The following is a 20347-nucleotide window of genomic DNA, read 5'->3' on the forward strand; positions in this document are numbered from 1 at the left end:
TCCTTCCGGGTGATGAGGACCGCTCAGAAGGGGCTGAACAATACGAAACGCCCCGGCGCAGGCGCACGGGGCGTAGCTCAACCAGCTGCACTCAGAAGAGGAACATCCGGGAACTTTCCACGGTCACCTGCGCGGGTCGTCCGCATTCAGCGGATCCTTCGGCCACCGCCCCCTCGGATGAGGGTACGGCAACGACCAGCGGTCTTTGGCTTCTGGGGAAGCGTACGTCACGGCGCCCGGGTCGAGCAAATCCGCTCATACGGCGTGCGGGTACGGGAGCCGGGGCCGGGCGCCGCGAGGGCCTCCGGCCCCTGCGGCAGGCGGCCCGTCAGGCGTTCTCGCCCGTGCCCGCGGCCGCACCCGCGCCCTTCATCATGTCGGCCATGTCGAACGTCTCGGCCGCCGACGGGGCCTTCACCGCCACCTTGGCGCCGTAGTCCGAGTAGTGCGCGTTCATGGCGATCTTGCCCTGCGGCGTGGTGATGCCGAGGTTCATCTGCACCGGGTAGCCGTCCTTGTTGACCCAGAGCTCGGTGTCGTAGCCCTTGATGCCGGACTGCTTCGCGGTGTCGAGGAGCTTCTGGCGGTCCTGGGCGGACATGCCGTCGAGCGCCTTGTTGCTCGCGGCCATCTCCTCCACCGTCAGGGTGCCCTTGTAGTGCTCCGCCGGGGCCCCGTCGATCTGCTCGGTGCCGAGGTGCTTGACGTTCGGCGAGTCCGTCAGGATGGCGAGCTGCTGGGCGGGGTCCTGCTTCTCGGCGCCGCCGGTCAGCGACTGCGAGGCGCCCCCGCCCGCGCCGGCGGCCGAGGCCAGGGCGCCGAGGTCCATCTTCATCCAGTGCTTGCCGTCCATGTGCTGGGACACCGCGGCGCCCATGTCCATGTACATGACGTTGTCCAGCTGGACCATGCGGATCTTGTCCGGCGCGTTCTTGCCGGCCTGGGCGAAGGCCGAGCCGCTCATGGTCATGTCCATCGCCACCGGGTCCCACGACTGGACGCCGCTCATCTCCATGTCACCGCCGGCTCCCGAGCCCGCGCCGGCCGGCATCGACATCTTCAGGGTGACCCTCGCCGACTTGGCCGCGGAGGTCTTCTTGTAGGCCGCCTGGAGCCACGTGCGGGTGTCCTGGGGGCTCGACTGCTGGGTGGCCTTCCTCGGCGCTTCGGCGGCCTCCTTGGAGCCCCCACCGCTCTGGCATCCGGCGGTCGCCGCCACCAGGACCGCTATCGCCGCGATGGATGTCCCGGCACGCTCGACGGACCTGCTCATCTTGTCCCCACCCCATTGATCGAACTGCGAAGTCTTCCCCACCGTAACGCGCTCCACTGACAGCACACAGGCAAAAAACCGGCCCCCGCGCCTCTGACGAGGTGCGGGGGCCGGTCTCAGTACAGCTCAGTGCGCGAACCCGCGACCGCTGCCGATCCGGAGGATCAGACGGCGGCCGGGTCCTCCTCGACGAGGAGGTTGCGGGTGCGGTTCGAGTCGAGCGCGATACCGGGGCCCATCGTGGTGGTGATGGTCGCCTTCTTGATGTACCGGCCCTTGGCGGCGGACGGCTTCAGACGGAGGATCTCCTCCAGAGCCGCACCGTAGTTCTCCACCAGCTTGGCGTCGTCGAAGGACACCTTGCCGATGATGAAGTGCAGGTTCGAGTGCTTGTCGACGCGGAACTCGATCTTGCCGCCCTTGATCTCCTCGACCGCCTTGGCGACGTCGGGGGTGACCGTGCCGGTCTTCGGGTTCGGCATCAGGCCACGGGGACCGAGCACGCGGCCGAGGCGGCCGACCTTGCCCATGAGGTCCGGGGTGGCGACGACGGCGTCGAAGTCCAGACGGCCCTTCGAAACCTCGTCGATGAGCTCGTCGGAGCCGACGATGTCGGCGCCCGCGGCAAGCGCGGCCTCGGCACGGTCGCCGGTCGCGAAGACCAGGACCCGGGCGGTCTTACCGGTGCCGTGCGGGAGGTTCACGGTGCCACGGACCATCTGGTCGGCCTTGCGCGGGTCGACACCCAGGCGGAAGGCGACCTCGACGGTGCCGTCGAACTTGGTCGTGGAGGTCTCCTTGGCGAGACGGACCGCCTCGAGCGGCGCGTACAGCTTGTCCGCGTCGATCTTGGCGTCCGCAGCGCGGAGAGTCTTGCTGCGCTTCACTTCTGCTCCTGTGTGAAGTAGCACCATGCGGCTGACGCCGCGTGGCAGGCATGGAGTCGTGGTGTGGGCCAGCGCATGGCCCTACCACTGGGGGTCAAACGGGGTGAGCTGAGATCAGCCCTCGACCGTGATGCCCATGGAACGGGCGGTGCCGGCGATGATCTTCGACGCGGCGTCCAGGTCGTTGGCGTTCAGGTCGGCGAGCTTCGTCGTGGCGATCTCGCGGACCTGGGCCTCGGTGATCTTCGCGACCTTGGTCTTGTGCGGCTCGCCGGAGCCCTTCTCGACACCAGCGGCCTTGAGGATCATCTTCGCGGCCGGCGGAGTCTTGGTGATGAAGGTGAAGGAACGGTCTTCGTAGACCGTGATCTCCACCGGGATCACCCAGCCACGCTGCGACTCGGTCGCCGCGTTGTAGGCCTTGCAGAACTCCATGATGTTGACGCCGTGCTGGCCGAGCGCGGGGCCGACCGGCGGGGCCGGGTTCGCCGCACCGGCGTTGATCTGGAGCTTGATAAGCCCCGTGACCTTCTTCTTCTTGGGAGGCATTGCTCTCTCCGGGTCCTAGTGAGAGTGAACCGCCTGCATCCGATCAACCGGATGGAGGCATACCGCACAACGATAACGGGTATAGCTGCGCGGCTAAAAACCGAGCAGGTCAGAGGGGCTGCGAGAGCCTCTCTGACCTGCTCGGAAGTGCTGGTTCCAGAAAGCGTCGGCGGCCGGGGCCGCTAGTTCTTCTGGATCTGGTCGAAGCTGAGCTCGACCGGGGTCTCGCGGCCGAAGATCTCGACGAGGCCCTTGACCTTCTTCGAGTCGGCGTTGATCTCGTTGATGGTCGCCTGCAGCGTCGCGAACGGGCCGTCGGTGACGGTGACCGAGTCGCCCACCTCGAAGTCCAGGACCTGGACCTCGACCTTGCGCTGCGGAGCCGGCTTGCCCTCGGCCTCGGCGGCCTCGCGGGCGGCCTTCTCCTCGGCCTCCGGGGCGAGCATCTTGACGATCTCGTCCAGCGTCAGCGGGTACGGGTCGTAGGCGTTGCCCACGAAGCCGGTGACACCGGGGGTGTTGCGGACGACGCCCCAGGACTCGTTCGTCAGATCCATGCGGACGAGAACGTAACCGGGCAGCTTGTTCTGCCGGACGTTCTTGCGCTCGCCGTTCTTGATCTGGACGATCTCCTCTTCGGGGACCTCGGCCTGGTAGATGAACTCCTCGACGTTCAGCGAGACGGCACGCTGCTCGAGGTTGGCCTTCACACGCTTCTCGTAACCGGCGTACGTGTGGATGACGTACCACTCGCCGGGCAGGAAGCGGAGCTCCTGGCGCAGGGCCTCGACCGGGTCGACGGGGGCGGCGGGCTCCGCCGGCTCCTCTTCCTCGGTGGACTCGGCGGACGCGTCGTCCTCGGTGGACGCGTCGTCCTCGGTGGACGCGGTGAGCTCTTCGGACTCGTCCTCGTCGGAGGACTCGGCCTCGGCGGCGTCTTCGGACTCGACGTGCAGGGCAGCCTCTTCGGCCGCTTCGCCCGCAGCGGCGTCGGCAGCCTCGGCCTCGTCCTCGTCGGCCGCCTCGATGATCTCGAGCTCGTCCTCGACGGACTCGACCGACTCGATGGCGTCGTTCAGGTTCGGGTCAGACACGGTGGCTGCTTCTTCCTGGCTACAGAGGGGTGGAACATGCGAAAGGGGCGCCGATGAGGGGCGCCCTTCGCTGATCAGCCGAAGACGTACTTGACTACCTGCGAGAAGCCGGAGTCAATCAACGTCACGATGCCAATCATGATGACAACGAACACGATCACGACGGAGGTGTACGTCGTCAGCTGGCTGCGTGTCGGCCAGACAACTTTACGGAGTTCGGCGACGACCTGCCGGTAGAAGAGCGCGAGACGGCCCAGAGGGCCCTTCTTTCCGCGCTTACCGCCCTTGCGGGCCTTCTTCTTCGAATCCTTGGACTCCGCTGCCTCGTCCTGGGCATCAGGCATGTCGATGGAGCCCACGGCGTCCGTCACGCTTCTCACCTGATTCCGGGTCATGGCCGTGCCGCGCCCGGTGGAGCCGCACGGCGGTGCATTGAAGTACGTACATGCGCACACATCCTGGCGAAGGTGTGTGTAGCAGGGCCGGAGGGACTTGAACCCCCAACCGCTGGTTTTGGAGACCAGTGCTCTACCAATTGAGCTACGACCCTTTGTGGTTCCCCCAACCTACCGCATCGAACGATGTGGTCGGTGAGGGCCAACAGCCAGTGAGTGTACGTGGTCAGCGGCCCGGCGTCGAACACGATGCTCCTGAACAACTCCCGACCGCCCCGGCACCGCTTCCCCGCGTTCCTTGCCAGAGCCTGCTCAAACGCCTGTCCACATGCTGACCGGTCCGTGAAACGCGGGTGCTCCCCTCGGCGGAGGTCTGGGACCATGGCCGGCATGAGCGCTGCAACTCCCCCGCCTTCCTCCTCCACCGAGCGCCGGGTCTCCGCGCGCATCGGCGCCATCTCCGAGTCCGCGACCCTCGCCGTCGACGCCAAGGCCAAGGCCCTCAAGGCCGCCGGGCGTCCGGTCATCGGCTTCGGCGCGGGCGAGCCCGACTTCCCGACGCCCGACTACATCGTCGAGGCCGCGGTCGAGGCCTGCCGCAACCCGAAGTACCACCGCTACACGCCGGCGGGGGGCCTGCCCGAGCTGAAGGCCGCGATCGCCGCGAAGACGCTGCGCGACTCCGGATACGAGGTCGACGCCTCCCAGGTCCTGGTGACCAACGGCGGCAAGCAGGCGATCTACGAGGCCTTCGCCGCGATCCTCGACCCGGGCGACGAGGTCATCGTCCCGGCCCCGTACTGGACCACCTACCCGGAGTCGATCCGGCTCGCGGGCGGCGTGCCGGTGGAGGTCGTGGCCGATGAGACGACCGGGTACCGGGTGTCGGTGGAGCAGCTGGAGGCGGCGCGCACGGAGCGTACGAAGGTCGTCCTGTTCGTCTCCCCGTCCAACCCGACCGGCGCCGTCTACAGCGAGGCCGACGCCGAGGCGATCGGGCGCTGGGCCGTCGAGCACGGCCTGTGGGTCATGACCGACGAGATCTACGAGCACCTGGTGTACGGCAGCGCCGCGTTCACCTCGCTGCCCGCGATCGTGCCCGAGCTGCGCGACAAGTGCATCGTGGTCAACGGTGTCGCCAAGACCTTCGCGATGACCGGCTGGCGGGTCGGGTGGATCATCGGCCCGAAGGACGTCGTGAAGGCCGCGACCAACCTCCAGTCGCACGCGACGTCCAACGTGAGCAACGTGGCTCAGGTCGCCGCCCTCGCTGCCGTCTCGGGCAACCTGGACGCGGTCGCGAAGATGCGCGAGGCCTTCGACCGGCGGCGCCAGACCATGGTGCGCATGCTGAGCGAGATCGACGGCGTGGTCTGCCCCACCCCCGAGGGCGCGTTCTACGCCTACCCCTCGGTCAAGGGCCTGCTGGGCAAGGAGATCCGCGGCAAGCGCCCGCGGACCTCCGCCGAGCTCGCCGACCTGATCCTGGACGAGACCGAGGTCGCGGTCGTCCCGGGCGAGGCCTTCGGCACGCCGGGCTACCTGCGCCTCTCCTACGCGCTGGGCGACGAGGACCTCGTCGAGGGCGTCTCGCGCATCCAGAAGCTGCTGGCCGAGGCGCGGGACTAGGCATCGGGCCGGTACGTCTTCAAAAGCGGGCCCCTCGGGGCCCGCTTCTGCGTTCGGGGTCGCTCCCGATCGGGGAAAGGGGCTGCCGGATTCCGGTCCGGTGCGGCAAGATCCCTGGATGGAGCACGTTCGCGACGTACGAAACCTGCCGAAGGCCCATCTGCATCTGCACTTCACCGGGTCCATGCGGCCCGCGACCCTGCTTGAGCTCGCCGACAAGTACGGCGTACGGCTGCCCGAGGCGCTGACCGGCGCCGAGCCGCCCAAGCTCCGGGCCACCGACGAGCGCGGCTGGTTCCGCTTCCAGCGGCTCTACGACGCGGCACGGTCCTGTCTGCGCGCCCCCGAGGACATCCAGCGCCTGGTGCGCGAGGCCGCCGAGGAGGACGTCCGGGACGGCTCCGGCTGGCTGGAGATCCAGGTCGACCCCACCTCGTACGCCCCGCTGCTGGGCGGTCTCATCCCGGCCCTGGAGATCATCCTGGACGCGGTCGACTCCGCGTCGCGCGAGACCGGGCTCGGCATGCGCGTGGTGGTCGCGGCGAACCGCATGAAGCACCCCCTGGACGCCCGCACCCTGGCCCGGCTCGCGGTGCGCTACGCCGATCGCGGCGTGGTCGGCTTCGGGCTCTCCAACGACGAACGCCGGGGCATGGCACGGGACTTCGACCGCGCCTTCGCGATCGCCCGCGAGGGCGGCCTGCTCGCGGCCCCGCACGGCGGCGAGCTCGCCGGCCCGGCCTCCGTGCGCGACTGCCTCGACGACCTGCACGCGCGGCGGGTGGGCCACGGGGTGCGCGCGGCCGAGGACCCCCGGCTCCTGCGCCGCCTGGCCGACAAGGGCGTCACCTGTGAGGTCTGCCCGGCGTCCAACGTCGCACTCGGCGTCTACGAGAAGCCCGAGGACGTTCCGCTGCGGGTGCTGTACGACGCGGGAGTACCCATGGCGCTGGGCGCCGACGACCCCCTCCTCTTCGGCTCCCGCCTGGCCGACCAGTACGAGATCGCCCGCCACCACCACGCCTTCGACGACCCCGCCCTCGCCGAACTGGCCCGCCAGTCCATCCGCGCCTCGGCCGCGCCTCCGGCCACCCAGAAGCAACTCCTCACGGGAGTGGACGCGTGGCTGACCGGTGGCTGAGCCGCCCGGGGGCGGCTCCTGAACGGTGCCGGTGAACGCTCGCCCCGGCTCCGACCGATGCCGCCAGGCTGATACCGGTGCCCGGCGGGTGCGGCTCCCGACCTATGCCACCCAACCGGTGCCGGTGAGCGCTCGACCCGGCTCCGACCCGACGCCGCCAAGGGGCGCGGGGAACTGCGCGACGAGCCACGTACGGCCTGCGGACAACGAACCACATGCGGAAGCACCCCCCAGCCCAGCCCCGCAGGGGGACGCGGGGAACTGCGCGACGAGCCACGTACGGCCCGCGGGCAACGAACCGCGCCCGGAGGCACCGCCCCTACCCCAACCCCCGCAGCAGCGTCCGCGCCGCCCCCCGGGCAAACGCGTCCAGGGGCTGCGGAGGCCCCCCCGCCTCAGTCATGTCGTACGCGAACGCCCGCTGCGCACACGCCCCCAGCAGCAGCGACGCAGCCGCATACGTATCCGCGTCCGCCCCCACCCGCCCCGCCCGCTGCTCCGCACGGAGATACGCGTCGACCCACTTCAGCGGCATGTGCGGCCCCGACCCGAGCTCGCGCAGAGCCTCGTCATGGCGCCGCTTGAGCTGGGGATCCGCGTACAGCGAGGCCGCGATCGGGAAGCTCTCGGCGTAGAACAGCGCCGCCTGGCGGGCGATCTCGGTCAGGTTCTCCTCCACCGAGCCACCTCCCGGCTCCGCCGCGAGCCGTTCAAGGAGCGGCCCCAGCTTCGGCAGCCGCTCCTTCAGGACGGTCACGAACAGGTCCTCCTTGCTCGCGAAGTGCTTGTACAGCGCCGCCTCCGAGCACCCCGCCGCCTTCGCGATCTCCTTCGTCGTGGCACGGGCGAGGCCGATGGTGCGCATGAGCTCGTGCGCGGCGTCGACGATGCGGACGCGGGCCGGCGGCGACTGCATGGGGGCTCCAACGGGGCTTGACTAGTGGGTGAGTGCTTACCCACTCTAGGGGTGAGTGAATACTTACCCACCCTAGGAGGGTGACGCGATGAGGCTCGCCGTTTTCGGTGCCACCGGGGGCATCGGGCAGGAAATCGTCAAGCAGGCGCTGGCCGACGGCCACGGGGTCACCGCGGTGGTGCGGGACCCGGCCAGGTTCGCCGTCACCGGCCCGGGCCTGGCCGTCTTCCAGGCCGACCTGACCGACCCCGAGTCGCTGCGCGAGGCCGTCGCGGGGCGGGACGCGGTCCTGTCCGGGCTCGGCGCCCGCAAGCGCTCGGACGCCGGGATCGCCGCGCGGCTCACCCGTTCCGTGCTGGCCGCGATGGAGGCCGAGGGGACCCGGCGCCTCGTCGTCGTGAGCGCGGCGCCGGTCGGCCCCGAGGCCCCCGGCGACGGGCTCCTCGACCGGGGCATGCGGTCCCTGATCAGCGCGATCCTGAAGGACGTGTACGTCGATCTGCGCGCCATGGAGGCCGAGTTGGCGGCCAGCGCGACGGACTGGACGTCCGTGCGTCCGCCCAAACTCACCGACAAGCCGCTCACCGGCGCGTACCGGCGCATCATCGGCGGCAACCCCAAGGCGGGCCGCACCATCGCCCGCGCGGACGTCGCCCACGCCATGCTGGCCTGCGTGGGCGATCCGGCGACGGTCAAGCAGGGGGTGGGGGTGGCCTACTGAAGCGGGCCCGGCGCGTGGTCTACGGAGCGGGTACGCGGAGGAGCGACACGGGGCGCTCCTCCGTCGGCGGGCCGACCGTGGTGCGTCGCGGTGCTCAGATCTCCACGCCGACGGCCACCGGCTCGTTGACCAGCGTCACCCCGAAGGCCCGCTCGACTCCCGCGACCACCTCGCGGGCCAGCGCCAGCAGGTCCTCCGTCGTGGCGCCGCCGCGGTTCGTCAGCGCGAGGGTGTGCTTCGTGGAGATGCGGGCCGGGCCGGTGCCGTACCCCTTGGTGAAGCCCGCCTTGTCGATCAGCCAGGCGGCCGAGGTCTTGGTGCGGTCGGCGCCCACGGGCCACGCGGGGGGCGTCACCTCCGCGCCGAGGCGCTCCTGGGCGCGGGCAAGGAAGGCCGCGTACGCCTCGTTGGTCAGGATCGGGTTGGTGAAGAACGAGCCCGCCGACCAGGTGTCGTGGTCCTCCGGGTCGAGCACCATGCCCTTGCCCGCGCGGAGCTTGAGCACGGTCTCGCGGGCGGTGGCGGCGGGGACGCGGTCGCCGGGCTCCACACCGAGGGTGCGGGCGGTCTCGGCGTACTTGACCGGCGCGGAGAGACCCCCCGCGTCCTCGAGCTCGAAGACGACGCGCAGCACGACGTAGCGGTCGGGGTGCTGCTTGAAGCGGCTGTGGCGGTACGAGAAGTCGCACTCGGCGTTGGTGAGGGTGACGGTGGCGCGGTCGAGCCGGTCGTAGGCGACGACGTGGGTGATGGTGCTGGACACTTCCTGGCCGTACGCCCCGACGTTCTGGATCGGGGTGGCGCCCGCGGAGCCGGGGATTCCGGCGAGGCACTCGATGCCGGCGAGCCCGGCCTCGACGCTCCTGGCGACGGCGTCGCTCCACACTTCGCCGGCGGCGAGTTCGAGGCGGGTGCCGTCGAGGTCGAAGCCGCGGGTGGCGATGCGCAGGGCGGTGCCCGCGAAGCCCTTGTCGCCGATGAGCAGGTTGCTGCCGCCGCCGATGACGAGGAGGGGGGTGCCGGTGTCGTCGGCCTCCTGTACGGCGGCGATGACCTCGGCGTCGGAGGTGGCCGTGACCAGCCGGTCCGCCGGGCCGCCGAGGCGGAGGGTGGTCAGGGGGGCGAGGGGGGCGTCGTGGAGTTCCTGCACGGGGTCCAGCGTACGGGGGCCCCGGGTGGCGGGGTCGCCGCCCTGCGGTCGGCGGTCCTGCGGCTTGGGGTCCGGGCGGTCCGGGCGGTCCGGCGGCGCCGCACCGCCGGGGAGGGGGCGCCGCCCTGCGGTCGGCAGTGCGGCCGGGTGCGGTGGGCCGGGACCGCGGCTTCGGCGGTACGTATCGCTCCGCCGGGGAGTGGGGGCGTGAACGCGACGGGGTACCTCCTCATACGTCGCGCCGTTCCGCCCACCGCAAAGCCACCCAGAACCAGCGCTCCTCCTTGCGGGGGCACCCCGCCACGTCCCCACCCGACCGAACAGCGCCCGCCCGCGACCCTTTGGTTGTCGTCCAGACACCACATCGCCCCGACCCTGCCCGGGCCGACATCCGTGCCTCCTTGGGGCCTGGTGCAGACAGCGCGCCGCCACGGCCTTCGTTCGGGCGGACACGCGCCCATCCGGACAACCCGCCCAGCCCTCCCGACACGGATTGCTCACCCCCATGGCATTCCCCCGGCGGCGCCAAGCCGCCAACTCCCCATCACTTTGCAAGCGGGCAGAACGGGCGGGCGGGTGGGAAAGCACCAGCCCGCCGCAGGCGGGCGCCCCACCCACCGGCGGTCAAGCCGCCAACAAACCGCCACCACCCACCAGTCCCCCACGCTTTGCAAGCGAGCGGAACGGGCGGGCGGGTGGGGAAACTCCGCCCGCCGCAGGCGAACCCCGCCCCGGGGGCAGCTGGGGGCAGAACCCCCTCCAGCGCGCCACCCGCACGACCTCAGCCCACCAGCTCCCGCACCCCCTCCCGCGCCACCCCAGCCCGCGCGGACGGAGCGCGGCGGGGGAGGAGCAGGGCGGAGGCCGCGGCCGCCGCGACCGCGGCCGCGCCGACCCAGAGCGCGGGGGCGAGGCCGTCCACGAAGGCCTGCGCCGACCCGTACCCGCCCCGCGCGGAGAAGACCGAGGCCAGCACCGCGATGCCGAGCGCCCCGCCCACCTCCCGCAGCGCGTTGTTCGCGCCGGAGGCGATGCCCTGCTCCGAGGGGCGCACGCTGGACATCACCAGGTTCGCGGCCGGTGCGAAGTACAGGCCCATCCCGATGCCGCTCACGATCAGCGCCGGAAGCTGCGCCCCGTACGACACGTGCGGCGAGAGGATCACGGCGAACCACCCGAGGCCCACCGCCTGGAGCGCGAGGCCCGTCGCCACGACCGGCCGTCCGCCGATCCGGTCGGACAGGAACCCCGCGAGCGGCGCGGCGATCATGGGCATGCCGGTCCACGGGAGCATCCGCAGGCCCGCCTCGGTGGGCGAGTAGCCGATCACGTTCTGCAGGAACTGGCTGAGCAGGAAGATCGAGCCGAACATCCCCACGAACATCAGCAGGCTCGCCGCGTTGATCGCGGAGAACGCCCTGCTCCGGAACAGCCGCATCGGCAGCATGGGGTTGGCGCCGCGCATGCCGTGCGCCACGAAGCCCGCCAGGAGGACGCCCCCGGCGATCAGACCCGTGAGCACGGTCGTGCTGGTCCAGCCGTCCGGGTTGCCCCGGATCAACCCGTACACGATCCCGAAGAGCCCGCCGCTCGCCAGCAGCGTGCCCACGAGGTCGAGCGGGGCGCCCGTGCCGTACGACTCGTTCAGGCGCAGCCGGGCCAGGGGAAGGGTGAGCAGGCCGAGCGGAACGTTCAGCCAGAAGATCCACTGCCAGGACACGTGCTCGGTCAGGCTGCCGCCGATCAGCGGGCCCGAGGCCACCGCGAGGCCGTTCACCGCGCCCCAGATGCCGTACATCGTCCCGCGCTTGGCGGCGGGCACGGCCGCGGTCAGCAGCGTGAGCGTGAGCGGCATCATGATCGCGGCGCCGACCCCCTGTATCGCGCGGGCCGCGATCAGCGCGTTGATCCCCGGCGCCAGCGCCGCGCCCGCCGAGGCCGCGGTGAAGATCGTCAGCCCGGTAATGAAGAGCCTGCGGCGGCCGAAGCGGTCACCCAGTGCCGCCCCGAACATCAGCAGGACCGCGAAGGTGAGGGTGTACGCGCTCACCGTCCATTCGAGGTCGTCCAGCGCTCCCCCGAGATCCTTGCGGATCGAGGGCAGCGCGGTGGTCACGACGAGGTTGTCGAGGGCCGCCATGAACCCCGCCACGCTGGTGATCACCAGCGCCCAGCCCGCGCCCCCGCGCCGTGGCCCGGATTCCTTCTCCGTCTTCTCCGACATCGCTTCCCCTAGGTTAGTAATTGATGACTAACTTCCGCGAGCATGAGAGGGGCGCACCCCTCGGGATCGGTTTACGCCGTACCGGGACGCTTGGCGGAGAAGCCCTTCCACACCCTGTCCTCGGGCGGAAACCCCAGCGCCACCAGGGTGTTGATGAGCATCCCGTACGCCAGGAACGTCGTCGTCCCGGCCGGATCGGCGCCCAGCGCCAGATGGACGGTGTCGTACAACTCCGTCCAGCCCGCCCGCACCGCCCTGCTGAACTCGTGGTCCCCGGCCGCCTCCGCGGAGGCCGCGGCCACGTAAATCTGCATCTGCAGGAGCAGCTTGTCGCGGTCCTCTGCGATCAGGGTCTGGTAGGCCTCGCCCATCGCGCACAGCGCCTCCTCGCCCTCAAGACCCTCGGACGCGGCCCGGAACACCGCGGCCGTCTCCTCGATGCACCGGTCGGACGCCGCGAGGAAGATGGCCTGCTTGTTCGGGAAGAGGCGGAAGAGGTACGGCTGCGAGACGCCCACCCGCTTGGCGATCGCCTCGGTGGACGTGCCGTGATAGCCGCCGCGGGCGAATTCCACCATCGCCGCGCGAATGACGCTCTCGCGCCGCTCCTCTGCGCTCATCCTGACCATGGATATAAAGTTAGTGGTCGATTACTAAGTTCGTCAATCGCTCGGCGGGCGCGGCCTCCTCGGGGGAGGCCGCGCCCCGTGGCTCACGCCAGGCGTACGACCGCTCGGGACATCCCGAGCACCTTCTGGCCCGCGCTCATCGCCGTCAGATCGACGCGTACCGTGCGCGCCTCGTCGTCCAGCTTCGCCGCCACCTTGGCACTGACCTCGATCAGCGCGCCGGTCTCGTCGTTGGGGACGACGACCGGCTTGGTGAAGCGGACGCCGTACTCGGTCACCGCGGCCGGGTCGCCGACCCAGTCGGTCACCACGCGTACCGCCGCCGCCATCGTGAACATGCCGTGCGCGATGACGTCGGGCAGCCCGACCTCCTTCGCGAACTTCTCGTTCCAGTGGATCGGGTTGAAGTCGCCGGAGGCACCCGCGTACTGGACCAGCGTGGCGCGGCTCACGGGGAACGACTGGGCCGGCAGTTCGGTGCCGGGCTCGACGTCCTCGTAACGGATCTTCGCTGTCATCTGCGTCACGCCCCCTCGGCCGCTCGGGACACCAGCTTGGTCCAGGCGGTCACGACGTGGTCGCCGGCCTCGTCGTGGACCTCGCCCCGGATGTCCAGGATGTCGTTGCCCGCCATGGACTTGATCGCCTCGATGGTCGAGGTGACGGTCAGCCGGTCGCCCGGACGCACCGGGCGGCTGTACGCGAACTTCTGGTCGCCGTGCACCACCCTGCTGTAGTCCAGACCCAGCTGCGGGTCCTCGATGACCTGGCCCGCCGCGCTGAACGTGATGGCGAACACAAAAGTCGGCGGCGCGATCACATCGGTGTGCCCCAGCGCCTTGGCGGCCTCCGGGTCGGTGTACGCGGGGTTCTCGTCCCCGATCGCCACGGCGAACTCGCGGATCTTCTCGCGGCCGACCTCGTACGGGGCGGTGGGCGGATAGGTCCGCCCCACGAAGGACTGGTCGAGCGCCATCGGCTGGCTACCTCCTGCGAATGAGGAATGAGGGTGCTGGCTTCGTCGGTTCGCGTACGAATCTAGTCGTCGTACGGCGGGCCACCGGTCGGGGGCACACAACGCCGAGAGGCCGCTCCCCGGTGTGGGGAACGGCCTCTCGAACGAGCCTGAGTGCCAGACGCCGTGGTTAGCGGGTCTCGCGGTGCGCGGTGTGCGAGTTGCAGCGCGGGCAGTGCTTCTTCATCTCAAGACGGTCCGGGTTGTTACGCCGGTTCTTCTTGGTGATGTAGTTCCGCTCCTTGCACTCCACGCAGGCCAGCGTGATCTTCGGGCGGACGTCGGTGGCAGCCACGTGAGTGCTCCTTGACGGACGGATTGACGGATGAACGCAAAAAAGAGTAGCCGATCGAAGGACCGACCCCACAATCGGCTACTGTGTGTAGCGGTGACCGGACTTGAACCGGTGACACAGCGATTATGAGCCGCTTGCTCTACCGACTGAGCTACACCGCTTTGACACGGAGTCCCTCACCCGAAGGTGAGGGCTTCCGCACCAGAGCCCCAATACGGAATCGAACCGTAGACCTTCTCCTTACCATGGAGACGCTCTACCGACTGAGCTATTGGGGCGAGCGAGGAAGACATTACACGGTCCCTCGCCGATCGCCCAAATCCGTTTCGCGCCGCTCAGCGGGCGGCCTCCCGGGGCCCCGCCCCACCGGTCTCGTAGGCCACTCAGGGCCACACCGGTACGACTATTTCGCTCCTCCTCGATGCGCGGGTTGGGCGCCCCTAGGCTCGCCTCACGCTGCGTGATCATGCCCGCCCGAGCCCGATCACCCGAGCCCGATCAGGAGCGCGATGTCCGACAGCCACCAGCAGCCGGCCCACTCCCCCGGCACCGGCGAGGGCCCCGACCCCGCCCCCGGCTCCTCCCTGCTGCTGTCCGGCGCCCGGCTCGCCGACGGCCGCACCGTGGACGTGCGGCTCGGCGGCGGGCGCATCGAGGCGGTCGGCACCGCGGGCAGCCTCACCGCCAACGGCTCCTCCCGCGTCGACCTGAACGGCTTCCTGCTGCTGCCCGCCCCCGCCGAGCCGCACGCCCACAGCGACACCGCCCTGACCGCCTTCAGCGCGGAGGGGCCGGTCTCGTACGCCGTCGAGGAGGTCCAGCGCCGGGCCACCGAGGCCGCCCTGCTCCAGCTCGGACACGGCGCCACGGCGCTGCGCTCGCACGTGCGCATCGACGAGGTGAGCGGCCTCGACCCGCTGGAGGCGGTGCTCCAGACCCGCCGCTCGCTGCGCGGCCTCACCGAGCTCGCGGTGGTCGCCGTGCCCCGGCTGCTCACCGGGGTGGCCGGCGCGGACGGGCTCGCCATGCTGCGCGACGCGGTGAAGATGGGCGCCTCCGTGGTCGGTGGCTGCCCCGATCTCGACGCCGACCCGGCCGGCTACGCGGAAGCCGTCCTGGAACTCGCCGCCGAGCACGGCTGCCCGGTCGACCTGCACACCGACGGCTCCGACCCGGCACGACTTGCCCGGCTCGCGGCCATGTCCGGCGGGCTGCGCCCCGGCGTCGTGATCGGCCCCTGCGGCGGCCTCTCCCGCCTGCCGCGCGACACCGCGGCCCGCGCCGCCGACCAACTCGCCTCCGCGGGCGTCGCGGTGACCTGCCTCCCCCAGGGCGGCTGCGGCATGACGGATCGTCAAGGCGCCGCTCCAGTACGCCTGTTGAAGGCGGCCGGGGTCCGACTGGCCGCCGGGAGCGGCGCGTTGCGCGACGTCTCCAACCCGGTCGGCCGGGGCGACCCCCTGGAGGCCGCCTACCTCCTCGCCTCCCAGGCCTGTCTGCGCCCTGAGGACGCGTACGCGGCGGTCAGCTCGGTGGCCCGCGAGACGATGGGGCTGCCCGAGGTGCGCGTCGAGGCGGGCTTCCCGGCCGAACTGCTCGCCGTACGGGGCGAGCGCATCGCGGGTGTCCTCTCGCTCGCCTACAGCCGCATCGTCATCCACCGGGGCAGGGTGGTGGCCCGCACGAGCGCGGTGCGCGAGTACTGCGACTCGGCGGCGGCGGTCGCCCTGGACCTGCCCCGCCAGGGCCGACCCGACCCCGGACGCGGCGAGACCGGGTGACGAGGTGACCACTTGGCCAGCGGGCGGGGGCATCTCCGCGTACCGTCGTGAGCATGCGCATTGTCATCGCTGGAGGTCATGGTCAGATCGCGCTGCGGCTCGAACGGCTGCTGGCGGCGCGCGGCGACGAGGTCGCCGGCATCATCCGCAAACCGGAACAGGCGGCCGACCTGCGGGACGCGGGCGCGGAGCCGGTGGTCCTCGACCTGGAGTCCGCGACGGTGGCCGACGTCGCCGAGGTGCTCAAGGGCGCGGACGCGGTGGTGTTCGCGGCGGGCGCGGGCCCGGGCAGCGACGCCGCCCGCAAGGAGACGGTGGACCGGGCCGCGGCCGTCCTGCTCGCCGACGCGGCCGAACGCGCGGGCGTGCGCCGCTACGTGATCGTGTCGTCGATGGGCTCGAACGCGGAACACCGGGGCGACGGCGTGTTCGACGCCTACCTGCGGGCGAAGGGCGCCGCCGACGACGCCATCCGCTCCCGCACCACCCTGGACTGGACGGTCCTGCGCCCCGGCTCGCTGACCAACGACGCGGGCCGCGGCCTGGTCTCCCTGGCCGCCTCGACCGGCCACGGCGCCATCCCCCGCGACGACGTGGCTGCCACCCTGGCCGAACTCCTCGACACCCCCGCGACGGCGGGCCTGACCCTGGAACTGATCACCGGCTCCTCACCGCTCGCGGTGGCGGTGAAGGGCGTGGCGGGCAACTGAGCCTCCGCCATCCGTACGGCGGCCGACCCGGCGTGAGACAGCTCACCCGGGTCCACCGCCGCGCGCGGCAGGCGCGCAACGAAGAAACCCCCGGTCTTCTGCGTGTCGCAGAAGACCGGGGGTCTCACCCAGTGTGGCGGCGCCAGGATTCGAACCTGGGTAGGCAGAGCCGACGGATTTACAGTCCGTTCCCATTGGCCACTCGGGCACACCGCCATGGGATGTCGCCGTTGGATTCCCGCTTGCGGCGGTGCTCCGTGGCAACGACGTAAACGATACCCGATGCCCAGGGGTGCTTCGCCACCCCATTGATCAGCGCTGTGCCGGGCCTGGGGTGACTAGGCTTTGGGGCGGTGGTTCGGCAGTGGGGCCGGGTCGCCGCGCGCTCGGCCGCAGGGCGGGTGCGCACCCAGACACGCACCCGATCCAAGGAGCCACAGGACATGGCCGACTCCAGTTTCGACATCGTCTCGAAGGTCGAGCGGCAGGAGGTCGACAACGCCCTCAACCAGGCCGCGAAGGAGATCTCGCAGCGTTACGACTTCAAGGGCACGGACGCCTCGATCTCGTGGTCCGGCGAGAAGATCCTGATGCAGGCGAACGGCGAGGAGCGGGTCAAGGCGATCCTCGACATCTTCGAGACCAAGCTGATCAAGCGCGGCATCTCGCTGAAGTCGCTGGACGCGGGCGAGCCGCAGCTGTCCGGCAAGGAGTACAAGATCTTCGCCTCCATCGAGGAGGGCATCTCCCAGGAGAACGCCAAGAAGGTCGCGAAGGTCATCCGCGACGAGGGCCCCAAGGGCGTCAAGGCGCAGGTCCAGGGCGACGAGCTCCGCGTCTCCTCCAAGAGCCGCGACGACCTCCAGGCCGTCCAGGCCCTGCTCAAGGGCAAGGACTTCGACTTCGCCATCCAGTTCGTGAACTACCGCTGACCCCGCCCGCCCCGACCCCGGACGCGGTGTCCGTTTTCCGCCAGCATCCCGTGGCCGGGGGTCGCAGACTCGGAGTCGTACGCAAGGGAAGGAAAGTGCGATGACCGTCTACGCGACCCTCGACAGCCCGCTGGGCGAGCTGTTGCTCGTGGGTGAGGAATCCGCCACCGCGCCGGGCGGGACCGCGCTGGTCTCGCTCTCCGTGCCGGGGCAGAAGGGCGGCGCCGCCGTCCTGGACGGGTGGCGGCGGGCGCCCGAGGCCTTCGCGGCGATCGCCGCGCAGCTGCGGGCGTACTTCGCGGGCGAGCTGACCCGTTTCGACGTCGAGTACGCCGCCGACGCGCCCGGCACCGCCTTCCAGCGCCGGGTCTGGGCCGAGCTGGACACCATCGCCTACGGGACCACGACCTCGTACGGGGAGATCGCCCGGCGGATCGGGGCCACCTCGGTGCACGTGCGGGCGGTGGGCACCGCGATCGGGCGGAACCCGCTGCTCGTGGTGCGGCCCTGCCATCGGGTGATCGGCTCCGACGGCTCCCTCAAGGGGTACGCCGGCGGTCTTGAGCGCAAGCAGGCGCTGCTCGGTCTTGAGGGGGCCCTCGCGTCGTGAACGAGGGGCTGTTCCGGCTGCCCCGGCCCGCGCGGGCGCAGATCGCGCCGGGCGCCGTCCACGTGCCCGGCTGGCTCCCGCTCGACCGGCAGCGCGAGCTGGTGGCCGCCTGCCGGGAGTGGGCGCGCGGGCCCGTGCCGATCCGGCACACCACGCTGCCCAACGGCGGTGTCATGTCCGTGCAGACCGTGTGCGTCGGATGGCACTGGCAGCCCTACCGGTACACCCGCACCGCGTCGGACGTGAACGGGCTCGCCGTGGCCCCGTTCCCCGATTGGCTGGGCGAGTTGGGGCGCTCCGCGGTCGCGGCGGCGTACGGCGATGTGGCCGCCGCCGAGGGCTACCGGCCGGACACCGCCCTCATCAACTTCTACGACGGCGCGGCCAGGATGGGCCTGCACCAGGACAAGGACGAGCGGTCCGGCGCACCCGTGGTCTCGCTCAGCATCGGCGACAGCTGCGTCTTCCGGTTCGGCAACAGCGAGCACCGCGGGCGCCCCTACACCGATGTGGAGCTGGTCTCCGGCGACCTGTTCGTCTTCGGCGGGCCGGCCCGGTTCGCGTACCACGGTGTGCCCAAGGTGCTGCCCGGGACGGGCGATCCGGCCACCGGCCTCAACGGCGGGCGGCTCAACATCACCCTGCGCGAGACCGGGCTCGCTCAGCCCCCGCCTCGCCTCTGATCAGCGGCTGCGCGAATTGCCGAACAGGATGCGGTAGATAATCAGCAGGACGAGCGAGCCGCCGATCGCCGCCGCCCAAGTGGCGCCGTCGTAGAAGTGGTTGGAGATCGGACGGTCCAGCCAGCGGGCCGATATCCAGCCGCCGACGAACGCTCCCGCAACCCCGATGAGGGTGGTGCCGATCAGACCGCCCGGATCGCGGCCGGGGAGCAGGATCTTGGCTATCGCCCCGGCCAGCAGGCCGAGAATGATCCAGCTGACGATGCCCATGCCGGGAACCTGCCTTTCGTCCGTGCACGCCGTGCGGGGTATCTGCCGTGTTGCGTAACCCCGCAACCATTCGGTTCGTCCGGGAAGACGCCCCGGGCACCCGCACGGTTGCACCCGGCGGTCAGGGTGCGGCGCAGGCCACAGTCAGGCCCGCGCCGCGCGGCTCACCTGGCGGCGAACGGCTGGTCGGTGGGGACGATCTCCTTGCCCAGAGGCAGCAACGACACCGGGATCAGCTTGAAGTTGGCGATGCCCAACGGAATGCCGATGATCGTGACGCACAGGGCTATGCCGGTGAAGATGTGGCCGAGCGCCAGCCACCAGCCGGCCAGCACCAGCCACAGGACGTTGCCCACGCAGGAGGGCGCGCCCGCGCCCGTGCGGTCGACCACGGTGTAGCCGAACGGCCAGAGGGCGTACACACCGATGCGGAACGCGGCCAGGCCGAACGGGATTCCGATGATGGTCACGCAGAGCAGCAGGCCCGCGAGCAGGTAGCCGAGGAACATCCAGAAGCCGCACAGGATCAGCCAGATGACGTTCAGGATTGTCTTCACGGGCGGCGACCTGCCATCTGTTCGAGTCGGGCGATGCGTTCCGCCATCGGCGGGTGGGTCGAGAACAGTTTGGACACTCCCTGACCGGGCCGGAAGGGGTTCGCGATCATCATGTGGCTCGCGGTCTCGATGCGGGGCTCCGGCGGCAGCGGCAGCTGCTGGGTGCCCGCCTCGAGCTTGCGCAGCGCGCTCGCCAGGGCCAGCGGGTCGCCGGTGAGCTGGGCGCCGGACGCGTCGGCCTCGTACTCGCGGGAGCGGCTGATCGCCAACTGGATGACCGAGGCCGCGAGCGGCCCCAGGATCATGATCAGCAGCATGCCCACGATGCCCGGGCCGTCGTCGTCGTCGGAGCGGCCGATCGGGATCAGGAAGGCGAAGTTGACCAGGAACATGATCACCGAGGCGAGGGCGCCGGCGACCGACGAGATCAGGATGTCGCGGTTGTAGACGTGGCTCAGCTCGTGGCCGATCACGCCCCTCAGCTCCCGCTCGTCGAGGATCTGCAGGATCCCGTCCGTGCAGCACACGGCCGCGTTGCGCGGGTTGCGGCCCGTCGCGAAGGCGTTGGGCGCCTGCGTGGGCGAGATGTACAGCCGGGGCATGGGCTGGCGCGCCTGCGTCGAGAGCTCGCGGACCATCCGGTACAGCGCCGGGGCCTCGAACTCGCTGACCGGGCGGGCCCGCATGGCCCGAAGCGCCAGCTTGTCGCTGTTCCAGTACGCGTAGGCATTGGTGCCCAGCGCCACCAGCAGCGCGATGATCAGCCCTCCGCGGCCGAAGAAGCTGCCGAAGACGATGATGAGCGCGGACAGTCCTCCGAGGAGGACAGCTGTCCTCAGCCCGTTGTGCCGGCGGTGCACGGTACGCCCTCCAAGTGGTGCGGCGG

General features: G+C 70.7%; 23 protein-coding genes and 4 tRNA genes. 8 read left to right on the forward strand and 19 right to left on the reverse strand.

Annotated elements, in window-relative coordinates; genetic code table 11:
• Positions 1 to 328 precede the first annotated feature (328 nt).
• From DT019_RS14720 to DT019_RS14745, 6 genes are all read right to left on the reverse strand, one after another.
• Entirely contained in the window at positions 329 to 1273 is a 945-nt protein-coding gene (locus DT019_RS14720) for a hypothetical protein (RefSeq protein WP_189389525.1), read from the reverse strand.
• Between the two features lie 164 nt (positions 1274 to 1437).
• A complete protein-coding gene (gene rplA, locus DT019_RS14725; protein WP_189389527.1) occupies positions 1438 to 2160 on the reverse strand; it encodes a 50S ribosomal protein L1 in 723 nt (240 codons plus the stop codon).
• Between the two features lie 114 nt (positions 2161 to 2274).
• Entirely contained in the window at positions 2275 to 2709 is a 435-nt protein-coding gene (rplK, locus tag DT019_RS14730; RefSeq protein WP_053731185.1) for a 50S ribosomal protein L11, read from the reverse strand.
• A gap of 182 nt (positions 2710 to 2891) precedes the next feature.
• Positions 2892 to 3803 carry a transcription termination/antitermination protein NusG gene (gene nusG, locus DT019_RS14735; protein ID WP_114037217.1) on the reverse strand — a complete coding sequence of 304 codons (912 nt, stop codon included), beginning with the start codon at positions 3801 to 3803 and terminating at the stop codon, positions 2892 to 2894.
• A gap of 74 nt (positions 3804 to 3877) precedes the next feature.
• On the reverse strand, positions 3878 to 4174 hold the full coding sequence (gene secE, locus DT019_RS14740; RefSeq protein ID WP_053731183.1) for a preprotein translocase subunit SecE: 297 nt from the start codon (positions 4172 to 4174) through the stop codon (positions 3878 to 3880).
• A gap of 106 nt (positions 4175 to 4280) precedes the next feature.
• Positions 4281 to 4353 (reverse strand) — tRNA-Trp (locus DT019_RS14745).
• Between the two features lie 235 nt (positions 4354 to 4588).
• Between DT019_RS14745 and DT019_RS14750 the strand changes: the two genes are divergently transcribed.
• On the forward strand, positions 4589 to 5827 hold the full coding sequence (locus DT019_RS14750; RefSeq protein WP_114037278.1) for a pyridoxal phosphate-dependent aminotransferase: 1239 nt from the start codon (positions 4589 to 4591) through the stop codon (positions 5825 to 5827).
• A gap of 118 nt (positions 5828 to 5945) precedes the next feature.
• Complete coding sequence (locus tag DT019_RS14755) at positions 5946 to 6968, forward strand: adenosine deaminase (protein ID WP_114037218.1); 1023 nt, start codon at positions 5946 to 5948, stop codon at positions 6966 to 6968.
• A 319-nt stretch (positions 6969 to 7287) separates the two neighbouring features.
• On the opposite strand, the gene DT019_RS14760 is transcribed toward DT019_RS14755, so the two are convergent.
• Positions 7288 to 7884, reverse strand: a complete 597-nt coding sequence (locus tag DT019_RS14760) for a TetR/AcrR family transcriptional regulator (protein WP_114037219.1) — start codon at positions 7882 to 7884, stop codon at positions 7288 to 7290.
• 88 nt (positions 7885 to 7972) lie between these two features.
• Here DT019_RS14760 and DT019_RS14765 point away from each other — a divergent pair, with 88 nt between their 5' ends.
• On the forward strand, positions 7973 to 8605 hold the full coding sequence (locus DT019_RS14765; RefSeq protein WP_114037220.1) for an NAD(P)-dependent oxidoreductase: 633 nt from the start codon (positions 7973 to 7975) through the stop codon (positions 8603 to 8605).
• Positions 8606 to 8699: 94 nt separating this feature from the next.
• Here the strand turns inward: DT019_RS14765 and DT019_RS14770 are convergent, their stop codons facing one another.
• From DT019_RS14770 to DT019_RS14805, 8 genes are all read right to left on the reverse strand, one after another.
• A complete protein-coding gene (locus tag DT019_RS14770) occupies positions 8700 to 9755 on the reverse strand; it encodes a UDP-N-acetylmuramate dehydrogenase (RefSeq protein WP_189389529.1) in 1056 nt (351 codons plus the stop codon).
• A gap of 781 nt (positions 9756 to 10536) precedes the next feature.
• On the reverse strand, positions 10537 to 11979 hold the full coding sequence (locus tag DT019_RS14775) for a DHA2 family efflux MFS transporter permease subunit (RefSeq protein WP_114037221.1): 1443 nt from the start codon (positions 11977 to 11979) through the stop codon (positions 10537 to 10539).
• A 71-nt stretch (positions 11980 to 12050) separates the two neighbouring features.
• A complete protein-coding gene (locus DT019_RS14780; protein ID WP_114037222.1) occupies positions 12051 to 12608 on the reverse strand; it encodes a TetR/AcrR family transcriptional regulator in 558 nt (185 codons plus the stop codon).
• Between the two features lie 83 nt (positions 12609 to 12691).
• Positions 12692 to 13126, reverse strand: coding sequence for a MaoC family dehydratase (locus DT019_RS14785; protein ID WP_114037280.1), 435 nt, complete (start codon positions 13124 to 13126; stop codon positions 12692 to 12694).
• A gap of 5 nt (positions 13127 to 13131) precedes the next feature.
• On the reverse strand, positions 13132 to 13584 hold the full coding sequence (locus DT019_RS14790; RefSeq protein ID WP_114037223.1) for a MaoC family dehydratase N-terminal domain-containing protein: 453 nt from the start codon (positions 13582 to 13584) through the stop codon (positions 13132 to 13134).
• A gap of 169 nt (positions 13585 to 13753) precedes the next feature.
• On the reverse strand, positions 13754 to 13918 hold the full coding sequence (rpmG, locus tag DT019_RS14795) for a 50S ribosomal protein L33 (RefSeq protein ID WP_003956487.1): 165 nt from the start codon (positions 13916 to 13918) through the stop codon (positions 13754 to 13756).
• Positions 13919 to 14006: 88 nt separating this feature from the next.
• A tRNA-Met gene (locus tag DT019_RS14800) sits at positions 14007 to 14079 on the reverse strand.
• Between the two features lie 44 nt (positions 14080 to 14123).
• Positions 14124 to 14196 (reverse strand) — tRNA-Thr (locus DT019_RS14805).
• Positions 14197 to 14427: 231 nt separating this feature from the next.
• Here DT019_RS14805 and DT019_RS14810 point away from each other — a divergent pair.
• Together DT019_RS14810 and DT019_RS14815 are read left to right on the forward strand one after the other, a co-directional pair.
• Positions 14428 to 15699 carry an amidohydrolase family protein gene (locus DT019_RS14810; protein ID WP_114037224.1) on the forward strand — a complete coding sequence of 424 codons (1272 nt, stop codon included), beginning with the start codon at positions 14428 to 14430 and terminating at the stop codon, positions 15697 to 15699.
• Positions 15700 to 15752: 53 nt separating this feature from the next.
• Positions 15753 to 16409 carry an SDR family oxidoreductase gene (locus DT019_RS14815; protein ID WP_114037225.1) on the forward strand — a complete coding sequence of 219 codons (657 nt, stop codon included), beginning with the start codon at positions 15753 to 15755 and terminating at the stop codon, positions 16407 to 16409.
• A 134-nt stretch (positions 16410 to 16543) separates the two neighbouring features.
• Here the strand turns inward: DT019_RS14815 and DT019_RS14820 are convergent.
• Positions 16544 to 16625, reverse strand: a tRNA-Tyr gene (locus tag DT019_RS14820).
• A 227-nt stretch (positions 16626 to 16852) separates the two neighbouring features.
• Between DT019_RS14820 and DT019_RS14825 the strand changes: the two genes are divergently transcribed.
• The 3 genes from DT019_RS14825 to DT019_RS14835 all read left to right on the forward strand — a co-directional run bounded on the left by DT019_RS14825 (position 16853) and on the right by DT019_RS14835 (position 18634).
• Complete coding sequence (locus DT019_RS14825) at positions 16853 to 17341, forward strand: YajQ family cyclic di-GMP-binding protein (protein ID WP_100578076.1); 489 nt, start codon at positions 16853 to 16855, stop codon at positions 17339 to 17341.
• Positions 17342 to 17441: 100 nt separating this feature from the next.
• The gene (locus DT019_RS14830; protein ID WP_114037226.1) at positions 17442 to 17951 is read left to right on the forward strand and encodes a methylated-DNA--[protein]-cysteine S-methyltransferase; all 510 of its coding nucleotides are present in this window, start codon (positions 17442 to 17444) and stop codon (positions 17949 to 17951) included.
• Positions 17948 to 18634, forward strand: coding sequence for an alpha-ketoglutarate-dependent dioxygenase AlkB family protein (locus tag DT019_RS14835; RefSeq protein WP_114037227.1), 687 nt, complete (start codon positions 17948 to 17950; stop codon positions 18632 to 18634). The genes DT019_RS14830 and DT019_RS14835 overlap by 4 nt, the downstream gene beginning before the upstream one ends.
• On the opposite strand, the gene DT019_RS14840 is transcribed toward DT019_RS14835, so the two are convergent.
• The 3 genes from DT019_RS14840 to htpX form a co-directional block, all read right to left on the reverse strand.
• Positions 18635 to 18904: a GlsB/YeaQ/YmgE family stress response membrane protein gene (locus DT019_RS14840; protein WP_114037228.1), complete on the reverse strand. Its 270-nt coding sequence runs from the start codon at positions 18902 to 18904 to the stop codon at positions 18635 to 18637. It lies immediately after the preceding gene.
• Between the two features lie 164 nt (positions 18905 to 19068).
• Positions 19069 to 19461 carry a YccF domain-containing protein gene (locus tag DT019_RS14845; RefSeq protein WP_114037229.1) on the reverse strand — a complete coding sequence of 131 codons (393 nt, stop codon included), beginning with the start codon at positions 19459 to 19461 and terminating at the stop codon, positions 19069 to 19071.
• Positions 19458 to 20321, reverse strand: coding sequence for a zinc metalloprotease HtpX (htpX, locus tag DT019_RS14850; protein ID WP_114037230.1), 864 nt, complete (start codon positions 20319 to 20321; stop codon positions 19458 to 19460). Before htpX ends, DT019_RS14845 begins: the two co-directional genes overlap by 4 nt.
• Positions 20322 to 20347 lie beyond the last annotated feature (26 nt).

The organism is Streptomyces sp. SDr-06, assembly GCF_003324565.1.
Classification (GTDB): Bacteria; Actinomycetota; Actinomycetes; order Streptomycetales; family Streptomycetaceae; genus Streptomyces.

Coding starts and splice junctions, on each gene's coding strand:
- DT019_RS14720 (WP_189389525.1), bottom strand. CDS start 1,273: ATGAGCAGGTCCGTCGAGCGTGCCGGGACATCCATCGCGGCGATAGCG.
- rplK (WP_053731185.1), bottom strand. CDS start 2,709: ATGCCTCCCAAGAAGAAGAAGGTCACGGGGCTTATCAAGCTCCAGATC.
- DT019_RS14750 (WP_114037278.1), top strand. CDS start 4,589: ATGAGCGCTGCAACTCCCCCGCCTTCCTCCTCCACCGAGCGCCGGGTC.
- DT019_RS14755 (WP_114037218.1), top strand. CDS start 5,946: ATGGAGCACGTTCGCGACGTACGAAACCTGCCGAAGGCCCATCTGCAT.
- DT019_RS14760 (WP_114037219.1), bottom strand. CDS start 7,884: ATGCAGTCGCCGCCGGCCCGCGTCCGCATCGTCGACGCCGCGCACGAG.
- DT019_RS14765 (WP_114037220.1), top strand. CDS start 7,973: ATGAGGCTCGCCGTTTTCGGTGCCACCGGGGGCATCGGGCAGGAAATC.
- DT019_RS14775 (WP_114037221.1), bottom strand. CDS start 11,979: ATGTCGGAGAAGACGGAGAAGGAATCCGGGCCACGGCGCGGGGGCGCG.
- DT019_RS14780 (WP_114037222.1), bottom strand. CDS start 12,608: ATGGTCAGGATGAGCGCAGAGGAGCGGCGCGAGAGCGTCATTCGCGCG.
- DT019_RS14785 (WP_114037280.1), bottom strand. CDS start 13,126: ATGACAGCGAAGATCCGTTACGAGGACGTCGAGCCCGGCACCGAACTG.
- DT019_RS14790 (WP_114037223.1), bottom strand. CDS start 13,584: ATGGCGCTCGACCAGTCCTTCGTGGGGCGGACCTATCCGCCCACCGCC.
- DT019_RS14810 (WP_114037224.1), top strand. CDS start 14,428: ATGTCCGACAGCCACCAGCAGCCGGCCCACTCCCCCGGCACCGGCGAG.
- DT019_RS14815 (WP_114037225.1), top strand. CDS start 15,753: ATGCGCATTGTCATCGCTGGAGGTCATGGTCAGATCGCGCTGCGGCTC.
- DT019_RS14825 (WP_100578076.1), top strand. CDS start 16,853: ATGGCCGACTCCAGTTTCGACATCGTCTCGAAGGTCGAGCGGCAGGAG.
- DT019_RS14830 (WP_114037226.1), top strand. CDS start 17,442: ATGACCGTCTACGCGACCCTCGACAGCCCGCTGGGCGAGCTGTTGCTC.
- DT019_RS14840 (WP_114037228.1), bottom strand. CDS start 18,904: ATGGGCATCGTCAGCTGGATCATTCTCGGCCTGCTGGCCGGGGCGATA.